12 protein-coding genes are annotated in these 12968 nt (G+C 40.7%); 1 reads left to right on the top strand and 11 read right to left on the bottom strand.

What is annotated here, in order from left to right; genetic code table 11:
- Positions 1-132: 132 nt before the first annotated feature.
- A complete protein-coding gene (gene glmU / locus AYR53_RS05635; protein WP_068281178.1) occupies positions 133-1512 on the bottom strand; it encodes a bifunctional UDP-N-acetylglucosamine diphosphorylase/glucosamine-1-phosphate N-acetyltransferase GlmU in 1380 nt (459 codons plus the stop codon).
- A 97-nt stretch (positions 1513-1609) separates the two neighbouring features.
- Complete coding sequence (locus tag AYR53_RS05630) at positions 1610-1906, bottom strand: HIT family protein (protein ID WP_068225578.1); 297 nt, start codon at positions 1904-1906, stop codon at positions 1610-1612.
- A gap of 688 nt (positions 1907-2594) precedes the next feature.
- Between AYR53_RS05630 and AYR53_RS05625 the strand changes: the two genes are divergently transcribed.
- Positions 2595-3776 carry an MDR family MFS transporter gene (locus AYR53_RS05625; RefSeq protein WP_068225579.1) on the top strand — a complete coding sequence of 394 codons (1182 nt, stop codon included), beginning with the start codon at positions 2595-2597 and terminating at the stop codon, positions 3774-3776.
- 61 nt (positions 3777-3837) lie between these two features.
- Here AYR53_RS05625 and AYR53_RS05620 read toward each other — a convergent pair whose 3' ends face one another.
- From AYR53_RS05620 to AYR53_RS05580, 9 genes are all read right to left on the bottom strand, one after another.
- Positions 3838-4995, bottom strand: coding sequence for a VanZ family protein (locus AYR53_RS05620; RefSeq protein WP_068225580.1), 1158 nt, complete (start codon positions 4993-4995; stop codon positions 3838-3840).
- A gap of 19 nt (positions 4996-5014) precedes the next feature.
- The gene (gene purR / locus AYR53_RS05615; RefSeq protein ID WP_068225581.1) at positions 5015-5845 is read right to left on the bottom strand and encodes a pur operon repressor; all 831 of its coding nucleotides are present in this window, start codon (positions 5843-5845) and stop codon (positions 5015-5017) included.
- A 480-nt stretch (positions 5846-6325) separates the two neighbouring features.
- A complete protein-coding gene (locus AYR53_RS05610) occupies positions 6326-6583 on the bottom strand; it encodes a Veg family protein (protein ID WP_068225582.1) in 258 nt (85 codons plus the stop codon).
- A 118-nt stretch (positions 6584-6701) separates the two neighbouring features.
- Complete coding sequence (gene rsmA / locus AYR53_RS05605) at positions 6702-7580, bottom strand: 16S rRNA (adenine(1518)-N(6)/adenine(1519)-N(6))-dimethyltransferase RsmA (protein WP_068225583.1); 879 nt, start codon at positions 7578-7580, stop codon at positions 6702-6704.
- Between the two features lie 230 nt (positions 7581-7810).
- Positions 7811-8395: a ribonuclease M5 gene (gene rnmV, locus AYR53_RS05600; protein ID WP_068281179.1), complete on the bottom strand. Its 585-nt coding sequence runs from the start codon at positions 8393-8395 to the stop codon at positions 7811-7813.
- Positions 8388-9167, bottom strand: coding sequence for a TatD family hydrolase (locus AYR53_RS05595; RefSeq protein ID WP_068225585.1), 780 nt, complete (start codon positions 9165-9167; stop codon positions 8388-8390). The genes rnmV and AYR53_RS05595 overlap by 8 nt, the downstream gene beginning before the upstream one ends.
- A 152-nt stretch (positions 9168-9319) precedes the next feature.
- Positions 9320-11350 carry a methionine--tRNA ligase gene (gene metG / locus AYR53_RS05590; protein ID WP_068225586.1) on the bottom strand — a complete coding sequence of 677 codons (2031 nt, stop codon included), beginning with the start codon at positions 11348-11350 and terminating at the stop codon, positions 9320-9322.
- A 127-nt stretch (positions 11351-11477) separates the two neighbouring features.
- Positions 11478-12050, bottom strand: a complete 573-nt coding sequence (locus tag AYR53_RS05585; protein ID WP_068225587.1) for a DNA-3-methyladenine glycosylase I — start codon at positions 12048-12050, stop codon at positions 11478-11480.
- Between the two features lie 20 nt (positions 12051-12070).
- Positions 12071-12916, bottom strand: coding sequence for a DUF72 domain-containing protein (locus AYR53_RS05580; RefSeq protein WP_068225588.1), 846 nt, complete (start codon positions 12914-12916; stop codon positions 12071-12073).
- Positions 12917-12968: the final 52 nt, after the last annotated feature.

Raw genomic sequence — 12968 nt, 5'->3', positions numbered from 1 at the left:
AATTTTAGTGCGCTTCAACAAATCACCAAATAATTCACTGTTTATCGAGTAAAACACTCAGTTCCAATGATATTCAATTTACAACAACAAATCAAGCGTCAGTTAAAAAACTAATATTATTTTCATGAAAGCCTAATTTTCTGGCTCATGTGGTAATTTATCCCAGTAATTTGGTTTGTTCACCTGTCGGGCACGAGCAATGGCCATATCATGAAAATCAACATCGGCCGTAATCGTTGATCCAGCCGCAATAAAGGCGTGATCGGCAACCTTAACCGGCGCCACAACATTAGCGTTACTACCAACAAATGCCCAATCACCAACATCTGTGTGGTGTTTATCCAAACCATCATAATTAACAAAGACAACGCCGCAGCCAACGTTGATGTGTTGACCCAAAGTTGCGTCGCCAACGTAAGTGAGGTGCCCGACCTTCGTGTAAGCGCCAATCTGAGCATTTTTAACTTCACAAAAGTTCCCAATATGAACGTATTCGCCAATTTCTGAGTTAGGCCGAAGATGACTCATTGGGCCAATATTACTGTGGGCATGCATAACCGATTTTTCAATTGTTGAACTGGTTATCGTCACGTCAGCACCAATCTTAGCGTCACGTAATTCTGAGTGTGAACCAACGTAGCAATCTTCACCGATTTCTGTTTGTCCTTTTAACAATACACCGGCCTCAATTGTTGTGTCGGCACCAATCTTAACCCCAATATCAATCCGCGTCGTTGTAGGATCAATTAGCGTGACACCATTGGCCATATGTTCGGCGTTGATCCGGCGCTGCATCACCCGTGTTGCGTTAGCAAGCGCTCCCCGGGTATTGACGCCCATGGATTCTTCAAAATCTTTCATTTTAAAAGCCGAAACAATTTCACCTTTTTGCTTCAAAATTCCAATAACATCGGTTAAATAATACTCACCTTGGGCGTTGTCATTACCAACCTCATGCAATGCAGCAAATAATGTTTTGTTGTCAAAGCAATAAACACCGGTATTAATTTCATTAATTGCTGCTTCTTCTTTACTAGCGTCCTTTTGTTCAACAATCTTTTCAACAACACCTAAATCATTCCGAATAATCCGGCCATAGCCAGTTGGATCATCCGCAACTGCAGTTAAAACAGTTGCCTTAGCACCCTTTTCTTTATGGTACTCAAAGAGTTGCTCAAAAGTCTTGGCAGTGAGCAGCGGTGTATCACCACTGACGACTAGGGTCATACCATCTAGATCGCCTAACACTGGTTCCCCGCGCAATACAGCATCGCCAGACCCTTTTTGTTCTGCCTGTAAAACGTACTCAGTTCGTTTGCCTAACGCCGCTTCAACTTCACCGGCACCATGGCCAACAATCGTAACCACTTTGTCCGGATTAATCTGCTCAACCTGCGTTAAAACGTGATCTACCATTGGCCGACCACAAACTGGGTGCAATACTTTGGCTAACTTTGATTTCATGCGCGTACCCTGACCAGCCGCAAGAATTATTGTGTACCGAGACATCATTAAAAACGCTCCATTCTTATCCAATTCATTATTTTACTTCTTTATCATATCCTAGAAAAATTAAAGCAACAAGGTACTAGGTCAAACTTATTGATTTTTAATAGCCGGGTACCAAATTAATGTAAAGGTGCTTCGGTGCCGTAATTTTATCTTCCTCTGGTACAACAAGATTATAGTGACTTGGCTGGTATTTTTGATCAAGGTATTTCTTAGTTAAAAAAATTAGCTGATCGATTGCTGCCTTTTGCTTCGGACTTAGCTTAACAAAATTCTCAACGTGTGCCTTAGGAATAATTAACATATCACCTTTTGCTCGTGGCTTATCCGAAAAAAAGGCACCGGCTAGTTTATTTTCTAAAACAAAATCTTCCCTTTGACAATAAGTACAATCCATGGGCCTCAAACCCCCTTAATTTAATAATTAATCTATAACTTCTAATATAAACGTAAATTCAATTAAAACTAGCTTTGTTACACAAAAGTAATTTTAAAATACGATCAAGCGTGTGTTTGAAAATAAGCTTCAGATGAGAATGTTCTTTATTACGTAGCGGACGGCTCCTCCAGTCAGTTATAATGATTGATTGGAGGAGCCTTCAGGTACACGCGGCTCATACTTTAGGAAGTGTTTGAAAAAGCACCAGGTTCCGGGCATTACTGACAATGTCGATTGGACTTGGATAAACCAAAGTCTGAAGCGCAACCTAAGGCGCTAATAATTTTGATGTCCAGACGTTGTCCGTTCAACTACTACTTCGCAAGTATGGCTAGTTATTTGCAAATAACTTTTGCTGCCTCGAATGTTATCTATTCTTGTGGCAAAATTTGCCAAGGAGCACAGTTACAAAGTCCATAACTGCTCGCGACTAAGTTCGTTTCGGTCACCACAGGAATCTGCTTTTTCAAACACGGTTACACCAAATTAGTCAGGGAAATACTAGTTAAAGCATTTTTCAAACATAGCCTAGGGAATACCAATAATGGCCCAAACTTACTTGGCAATTGCAATAGACAACGTCATTGATAGGTGTGCGCCTGGTTCGCCAAAAATAGCTATTAAAAGTTGGGGAGGTATTAGAGTAGTGCAGAAAAAGACGCTAAGTTTAAAATGGCTACTATTAGGATCGCTAATCACCAACACTGGGATTAGTTTTATTTGGCCACTAACAACAATTTACATGCATGAATACTTGCACGAAAGTTTAACTACGGCCGGAATTGTTTTATTTGCCGATTCATTATTTATGATCATCGGTAATTACCTTGGCGGCCTTTTATTCGATCGTTGGAATCGTTACTACACGACGCTTTGTGGTATTAGCTTGGCTACGATCGCCACTGGTTTTTTGATCTTCTTCCACGGTTGGCCCGCCTACCCACTATTTCTAATTTTATCTGGTTTGGGAAACGGAATCGTGGCCACTTGCATTAATTCTTTTGCAACGGTTGTGGCCGGACGACCAGCTAGCTATGTCTTTAACCTTTTATACTTTACAAATAACTTAGGCCTTGTCCTAGGAACGTTGATAGTTGGTTTCATTTTACCCTATGGTATTACCTACATTTTCGTCTTAGCGTTCAGTTTATTCGCGCTATTTTTAATTGTTGCCGCCATTACCTACCGCGTTGATCCAATTAAGAACCCAATTAATAGGGCAAAGGCCGCAACTCAAGTACTCAATCGACGCAGTCAACACCAAATCTTTTTGCTATTATTTACCTTATTCGTTACTTGGGTGGCCTACGAACAGTGGCAAAGCAATATTGCCGCCTACATGGTTGCCCACCAAATGACCGTTAAAGATTACAGCCTTCTTTGGACATTTAACGCCGTCTTAATTGTTTTATTACAGCCAATTTTAACTTATTTCGATCAGTTTTTACTAAAGCATTTACACGGTAGAATGTACCTTGGGTTTACACTCTTTGCATCGTCTTTTGCCTTACTTTTAATCGCCAAATCATACCACCTTTTTATTTTAGCAATGGGCGTCTTAACGATTGGCGAAATACTAGCACTACCTGCTGTTTCGACCTACGTTGATCAACGTGTGACCTTAAGCCAAAAGGGACGTTACCAAGGTCTTGTCAACGTCTTTGCTTCGGCGGGCCGCGCAGTTGGTCCTTTAGTTGGTGCCACAATTATTGAATCTAGCTCCTACCAACTAGTCTTCCTACTTTGTGTGTGCAGTATATTACTGGCCACTGTGTTCTTTGCCTTGGGTAATCGAACAACCGGCGAAAAGCAAACAAATAACCAATAATATCCGCAAAAAAACGACCAGCAAATATCTCGCTAAAAGCGTAGATACTTGCTGGTCATTTTTATCGATTCTGTGTTGTAACGGTACTAATTTGTTTAGTATGACTTAATCGTTCATAAATTAACCGATCATTATGAAACAACATACTCACTAAAACGTGAACACAAAAGACGGCGGCCAAGATAGCCATTACCAAAGTTAGCAATAAATAAAAATCGACCTGGCGGTAAGGTGCATGTAATGCCGCCCGGGCCATTCTTGGAAACCAGTAAACAAACACCGGTAAAATTCCCAGGTAAAGAACGCTTTGGCGGACTAACAATTGACCTACCGTAATACTAGTTGCCTTGGCCTTATTACTCACCATTTGAATTCGGACGAACCATTTTCCAATTGTCATTCCATTAGTAAGTAACGGAATTAAGACAAAATAACCAAGTACCATCACAATGTAGATACCAGTTAGATATTGTCTCAGTCCAAAAATACCTAGCAGCCGGTGAACAGCGACAACACTAGTAACCGTGGCCATTAAAACAATACCCCAATCAATAATAAAGGCAATAAACCGACGGGTATAACTTACCCGTTTTCCCTTTTTTGAATCAGCAATACTCATATCTGAATACGATGGGAATAGCTTAATAAAAATTGGTGCTAAGAAATAGCCCAAGATGCCACCTAATGTGTTTATTAATAAATCATCAACGTCGAATAGCCGATAAGGCCGGACGTACAAACCATATAAACCAGTTAACTGCGTGGTTTCAAAAAATAACGTTAAACAAAAGGATAGTAAAATCGTCTGTTTTAACGAACGTTGAAAGTAATAACGTAGGTAAATGCCAAAGGGAATCGTTAGTACAAGGTTAAAAAACGGTTGTGTGAATCCTGGTTGCTTTAGGGCCGGTAAATAAGTGCTTGGGTGTAATGGCTGTAATACTGTGTTATCAAAGAATTGGCGAAACACCATTAACGGCTGTAAGTTATACTTTGGCGTGGTTAACAGCGCCACACTTGTCCGTGTTGGCAATGGTAAAATAATTAGAAAATAGGCCGACAATAAATAAAAGACAAATGTATACAGCACAAAAGCACGCCAAAAAGTTAACGCACCGTAACGCCGATACTGTAATACCAAGAACGGTATTGTAATAACCAACGCAAGCGGTGGAAAAACAAGTAAAGCCATTTTAATGGGAAACAAATAGCTGGCCACTTAATCACCCTCAAACTTTTTAATGTTTAAATGCGCGTTGTAAATAATTACCCGCCTTAACGTGGATAGTATCACTCTGACTGTTTACTTTATCTACTGATAATAACGCAGTGTAATCATCAATCGCCCGTGGACCATCAAAGGTTGATTCAGCAAATACGGTTATACCAACTAATTCAGCTTCAAATTCCGTAATCAGGCTGCGCATACCGTTAACTGTACCGCCACCCTTCATAAAGTCATCCACAACCAGTACTCGTGCGCCACGCGGTAGACTACGTTTCGATAATTCCATCTTTTCAACACGTTCTGATGAACCAGAAACGTAATTGACACTTACCGTTGAACCTTCCGTAATTTTTGAATCCCGTCGAACGATAACAAAAGGAACATTTAAGTACATTGAAACGCTTTGAGCAATGGGCACGCCCTTAGTCGCAACTGTCATAACTGCATCAATCTTTTGATCGACATACTGCGTGGCGATTAGACGTCCAACTTGGCGCAACACTTCTGGTTGTCCAAGTAAATCGGACAAATAAACGTAACCACCAGGTAACAAACGACTTTGTTCAGCCAAACGCACTGTCATTTCAGTAATAAATTGTTTTGCTTCTTCTTCACTAATTGTCGGAATAAAACGGACACCACCTGCGGCCCCAGGTACCGTTTCAAGAATCCCTGTCCCCCGTGTTGCAAAGGTTCGGCGGATAATGCCTAAATCTTCACTTATCGATGATTTTGCAGATTCGTAGCGCTTTGCAAAGAAAGTTAGCGGAATCAACGTATGCGGTCTTTCCAGTAAGTAATGAGTAATATCAATCAACCGTTCACTTCTTCTGATCTTCATAAGTACACCTCAATTTTCATTTTCAAAAAGTTTGCTTACTCATTATAAAGATATTATTCTTAAAAAACTAGCGATTTACCCAAATTAGCCTAAATTGTTCGGAAATAATTAGAAATCAACCGAAATTTGAATTAAAAAGAAGCAGTAAGACCATTTAATCCCATCAATGTTTTAATGTAAGGAGTGAACTAGGTAAACCTCCTGGCAAAAACCGCGCATACTGTTGTAAATGTGTTGGGCCCAAATTGTTTATTACATAAGCTAAAAATAGTTGAGCTACTACCGACATCGACCCCAAATTGGCGTATTTTGGCCGCCGCCTTCTCCGTAATCATTGCTTTGCCCCAAGCCGTTTTTAATTTGTTTCTTATTATACTGATTTTTCAGTAAATAAAAAGAGCAAAAAAAATAAGCAACAGCAGTCGCTAATCTAGGCCAAACAACCTAACAGACTGCAATATCACTCACTTAAATTTTTATTTACGATGCAACGTTTTGCTTATCATCATCGAACTTGATTTCAATAGACTTTGTAAGAAGATCCGCATAGCTATATGAAACACGTTCAAAAGAATTTTCTTCTTGATCTAAGTCTACAACAAATACTGCAGGATAAGTTTCGTGAAGAATTCCTTTTCGCTTAGTGATTTTCTTGCGTCCAGCCTGCGCAACGACCATCATTTTTTGTCCGACTTTGCTATCGAGATTTTCCTTAATGCTCGCTAGTGTAATTGGCATTCGTTTCACCTCTTCTTAAGATGAATATTAGTATAACACGATTTTACAAAATTTGCAATTATACCACAAGCCGTTTTTCGTTGCAACTTAAATATCCCAATGAATTTTCTAGTAGCAGTTACAAATTTATTGCGTTTGCCAAACGGACAAAGTCAGTAATGCTTAATTGTTCAGCACGCTTACCAGGACTAATATCAACCGCCGTTAAGGCCGCCGTCAAGTGCTCACGGGTAGATTCATCCTTCCCATAGAGCGCCAGTAAATTATTCCACAAACTCTTACGCCGTTTAGCAAAGCTCCCTTTGACCAATCGTGAAAAAGCCTTAAAGTCATTAGCACTTTCCGTACAATCTGTTCGCTTGGTTAGTGAAACGATCGCCGAATCAACATTAGGTTGTGGTACAAAAACTGTCTTTGGCACAATATGGGCAATATCAACCTGCATTCGGTACTGAACGGCAACCGTTAATGAGCCATAAACCTTGTTTCCCGAATCAGCGGCCAAACGTTCCGCAACCTCACGCTGCATCATTACCACAATTTGTGTGAAATCCAAATCACTGTCTAATAACCGCAATAAAATAGGCGTCGTGATGTAATACGGTAAATTAGCAACTACCTTAATTTGGTGCTTTCCATCCAAATGGTCACGAACGAGTGTCGCCAAATCACTTTTTAATACATCCTGATTAATCACCGTTACATTTTTATAGGCGGCTAACGTATCCGCTAAAATCGGAATCAAACGTTGATCAATTTCTAGCGCGAGAACCTCATGAGCACGTTGCGCCAATTGTTCAGTTAGGCTACCGATTCCTGGTCCAATTTCAATGACATCATCCGTCGTAGTTAAATCGGCCGTAGTAATAATTTCATTTAAAATTGCTGGTTCAGTTAAAAAGTTTTGGCCAAGACTTTTTTTAAACGATAAACCATAAGTATCTAAAATCTCCCGCGTACGACTGCGAGTGCCGATCGGCCGTTCATCCTCTGCCATTATTTTCCTCCTAAGTTCTATTTGGTCTATTTTGCATCAAACCGCAAAATCCTATTTTCGGAGGATATCCATTCTTCTAGCACGAAAACCGTGCACGCGAAACATGGCCCTCCTAAGTTCTATTTAGTCTATTTTGCATCAAGCCGCAAAATCCTATTTCCGGAGGATGTCCATTCTTCTAGCACGAAAACCGTGCACGCGAAACATGGCCCTCCTAAGTTCTATTTGGTCTATTTTTGTTCACTTAAATCACTATCTTTTTGAACTTGTTTCATCGCGGCCGCAAACTCGGCTTCACTAATCTGAAATAACTGTAGCCGTTTATATAGTTGTTTGCTGTTGGTATAACCAATTTGTAAAATATTTCCCAGCCGTTGCCGTCGATCCTTTGCGTTCGGACCTGCCGTCAATCCCATTGCCTGTAAGACCTGCCGCGAAATAATGGGCTTAGCAGTAGTTGGCATTTGCGTATATAAATGCGCTAAAGCGTGCTTAATGGCTTTGTTGCCAGCATGTTCAACCCCTAAGCTACTTTTATGTTTTTCCGGCTGAGCTTGCCCTTGAGACAAAAAAGCGTGTTTGATACCAGGAACCTGAGCCGAAATCGTTTTACGGATTTTTTCTCCAGGCGAATCAGGATCGGTAAACACAATCACACCGCGCCGCTTTTGGGCCGTGGCAATAGCAGTCAACGTGGCGTCACTAATTTCTGAGCCATTGGTTTCTATCGTATCAGCATTTACAACCTGCTGTAGGCGCCGTGTATCATCACGTCCCTCAACTACAATAATTTCTTTGATTTTTTCCTCAACCATTGGCCACTACTCCAAAAAATCGGCTTGCGTTACGGTAACTTTGCGCGGCCACTGTGGTAACTTCCTCTTGCCGTAATTTTGCAATTGCTTCAACAACGTAGCGTGTGTACCCCGGTTGATTTTGTTCGCCACGATGTGGTTCTGGTGTTAAATATGGGGCATCCGTCTCAACTAAAAAGCGATCAGCCGGTACTAATTTAGCGGACTCGTGTACTTCAGGTGCATTTTTAAAACTAACAACGCCACTAAAAGAAATCATTAAACCAAGATCGAGAAATTTTTGTAACCATTCGGCGTTACCATTAAAGCTATGCATAACTCCGCCAATATCTCGAATATCGGCCGCTTTTAAAATTCGGTAGGTATCTTCAAAAGCATCCCGTGTGTGGATTGAAATTGGTAAGTGTAACGTCTTAGCAAGTTCAATTTGGCGAGTAAAAATTGCTCGTTGTTGTTCATGATGCTCCTTATCCCAATGGTAATCTAGGCCAATCTCACCTAGGGCGACCACTCTGTCATCCTGGAGTTGTGTCACTAAATGATCCTCAACTTGCTGATTATAAGTTAACGCCTCTTCTGGGTGCCAACCAATCACGGCGTATAAGTTGGCGTACTGATGTGCCAAATCAAGTGCTCCTTGATTCAAGGTTGCGTCAGAGCCGACAATTGCCATTTTTGTCACGCCTAGATCTTGAGCACGCTTGATATATTCTGGTACTTTCCCAGCAAACGCTTGATCATTTAAATGTGTGTGTGAATCAAATATCTGCATTTTTTATCTCTCTTTCTAGAACAAAAAAGAATAGCCGCCATTTTAAATAAGTTTTCTTCAGTATAAAAGCACTGACGTGGTTCTGCAAATTCTATTCCACAACCAAATCCAGTTTACTGATCACTCTTCAAAATAGCTGCTATTCTTCCTAATTAACTAATTAATGCACCGGCGGGAATCGACTCGCTAATCGTTATTAATTGAACCTTACCTTCATGCTCAGCCGAAAGTAACATGCCTTGGCTCAGCTGACCGCGCATTTTACGTGGTTTCAAATTAGCAACGATTATTACGTGCTTACCTACGAGCTTTTCAAAGTCAGGATAGTATTCGGCAATTCCTGATAAAATTTGCCGATCTTGATTATCCCCAGCGTCCAAGCGAAATTGTAATAATTTATCGGCGCCTTCAACTTTTTGGACTTGCTTAATTACCGCAACTTTAAGTTCATTTTTATCAAAATCATCAATTTTGATCTTGCTCTTGGTTAGATTCAATTCCGTTGTTGCGGGATCCCAAGTGGCGGTCTTTGCTACTGAACGATCTTTTTTGTTGGTACCAACCGTCTTTTTCATCTGTTCTTGAATATAGGCAACTTCAGCGTCCATATCCAATCGTGGGAAAATCGGTGTTCCCTTAGCAACAACCTTAGTGTTTGCTGGGAAATTGCCGTAAACTAACTTTTTCGCTGTATCATCGGCAAAATCTAAGCCTAATTGCTGGAACATTTCCTTTGGTGCATGCGTCATAACCGGTTGCAATAGCAAAGCAACTATCCGTAAAGTTTCCGCCAAATGAACAAGAATACTATCTAAGGCAGGTTTCTGGGTTGGATCCTTAGCTAATTTCCACGGCTCTGTTTCATCAATATATTTATTAGCCCGACTAATTAAACGCCAGACTTCATCTAAGGCATCCGAAAAATGCAGCGCAGTCATGTTGTCATCGTATTTCTGCAACACTTCATTAGCAGTCTTAGTCAGATCGGCATCAAAATCAGTCCCGTTATCCACCCAAGCCGGAACTTGACCATCATCATACTTGTTGATCATAGCAATCGTACGGTTAAGTAAATTACCTAAATCATTGGCCAAATCATAATTAATCCGCGCAACAAAATCTTCCGGCGTGAAAACACCATCATTGCCAAACGGAATTGCTCGCATCAAATAATAACGCAAAGCATCAAGCCCATAACGTTCAACTAACATTTCTGGATAAACAACGTTACCCTTAGATTTAGACATTTTACCGTCCTTCATCATCAACCAACCATGGCCAAAGATTTTCTTTGGTAACGGTAAACCAAGGGCCATTAAAATAATGGGCCAATAAATTGTGTGAAAACGAACAATTTCTTTACCAACTAATTGAACGTCAGCCGGCCAATACTTCTTAAACAAGTGATCATCAGGGGTCCCGTAACCTAAAGCCGTTATATAGTTTAATAAGGCGTCGACCCAAACATAAACCACGTGCTTATCGTTACTCTTGATTGGCACTCCCCAATTAAAAGTTGTCCGTGACATTGCCAAGTCTTCCAGCCCCGGTTCGATAAAGTTCTTCAACATTTCCTTTTTACGTGAAACTGGTTGAATAAAATCAGGATGCTCATCGTAATACTTAACTAACCGATCAGCGTACTTGCTCATTTTGAAGAAATAAGACTCTTCTTTAACTAGCTGAACTTCATGGCCACTTGGTGCTTTACCACCAATAACCTTACCAGCAGCATCCCGGTAAACCTCGGCCAACTGTGATTCTGTGAAGTATTCTTCATCAGAAACCGAATACCAGCCCACGTACTCACCTAGATAAACATCACCTTGCTTAATCAACTGTTCAACAATATTTTGAACGGCCTTAACGTGGTAGTCATCGGTTGTTCGGATAAATTTATCATTAGAAATTTCTAGTAATTTCCACAACTTTTTAACGTCGGCCGCCATGCTGTCAACGTATTCCTGGGGACTAATATTCATTTCCTCTGCTTTTTGTTCAATTTTTAGACCATGTTCATCTGTGCCGGTTAAATAAAAGACATCATACCCCTGTAATCGCTTATAACGTGCCAAAACATCACACGCAATCGTTGTGTATGAATTACCAATATGCAGCCGTCCGGATGGATAATAAATTGGTGATGTGATATAAAATGTTGGTTTCTTTTCTGTTGTTGCCATATAATCTAACTCCCTTAATTCAGTTTAATGAGCGTTGTGCACAAATGAGCGCAAGCCATACTAACCCGCCGTTTTAAACGTTAGGGCCTTTTCAAAAGTATACCATAAAAGACTCTGCGTCATCACGCTATCTTCGTGGTGTTACCTGCCGAAAGGCGCAATTCATAACATGATCGTTAATCAGCCCAGCAGCCTGAATAAATGAGTAAGTTGTTACCGGGCCCATAAATTTAAAACCACGTTGCTTCAAGTCTTTAGCAATTTGCTGGGATAATTCATTTTTAGCCGGTAATTCCCTTGCATCAGTAATCTGATGCTCAATTGGCTGGTTGGCAACAAATTGCCAAAGATAATTAGCAAAGCTGCCCTGTTGCCTTTGGATTGTTAAAAAAGATTGAGCATTGATTACTGTTGCTTCTAGCTTACGGCGATTACGAATAATTGCTGGATCAAGCATGGCCGAATCAATTTCTGCTACCGACATTTGAGCAACAACCTGCGGATCATAGTCATGAAAATACTGATGAAAGGCCACTCGCTTCCGTAATACAATTAACCAACTTAAACCAGCCTGGTACGTTTCCATACAAAGTAATTCAAACAGTGTTCGGTCATTATGGGTTGGTCGACACCACTCTTGATCATGATAAGCCTGCAACAAAGGATCAGCTTCTGCCCAAGTGCAACGTTGAATCGTCATGCTCATTCTCCTTTTTTAATCTAAAATAAATCAATTTGCTGGGGATTGAGGCCTGTAAACTCTAGCCCTAATAGTTTTTTCAAGGTTAAGGCGTTACCTGCGGCATCGCCACCAGAATTATTATTAAAAATAACACAAATTTCCTTGGTTGTGGCCGCCAAACGCTGAATATCTGGCACCAGCGCTTGTAATTCACTTTCACGGTAGCGATAAAGTGTTCGCTGACTACGCCAATTACGATCCTGATTTGCCCAGCCACTAAAATTGCGACCGTGCAACCGAAAAACTGCTAAATCGTCATTAGTTGCCACTGGATAGTACGGAACACTACCCGCCGGCGTTTGTGGTTCATCCACAATAACGTGACTATACGCAAACTGCCTTAATAAATTTAAAGTTCGTTTTAAATAAATTTCTTCATACCAAGTCTTATTCCGAAATTCAACGGCTAACGGCAGATCAGGTAAAAACTGGCGAACCTGTTGCAAATACAAAATATTTTCTCTAGAAACCCCAAAGTACGGTGGAAATTGTAGCAAGATCGTCTTGAGCTTTCCGGCTTCAACAAGTGGTTGGCTATTGTCCTTAAATTGCTGAAATACGGCTTCAACACTTGGTGCCCCAGTCTCTTGATAATCACGATGGCGCGTCATAACCTGATTGGCCTTAACAATAAATTGAAACTGTTCCGGCGTCTCTTGCGCCCATTTAGCAAAAGAACTTTGTCGCGGAATTCCGTAAAATGGCGTATCTAGTTCAACACAGGGTAGAAATTCACTATACTCTGGTAACGTTAACTTACGTGACTGATCGGCGCCCATTAAGCTGCCGTGTTCCGTCCACGTTGTTAAACCAATCGTAATCACGGCAACATCCTCCAATTCCAAAATCATACTTTACAAAAAAAGAGTCTGGAAA

The sequence above is a fragment of the Loigolactobacillus backii genome (genome assembly GCF_001663675.1).
Classification (GTDB): domain Bacteria; phylum Bacillota; class Bacilli; order Lactobacillales; family Lactobacillaceae; genus Loigolactobacillus; species Loigolactobacillus backii.
The sequence above is the reverse complement of the archived record's forward strand: the minus strand, read 5'-3'. Positions and strand labels throughout refer to the sequence as shown.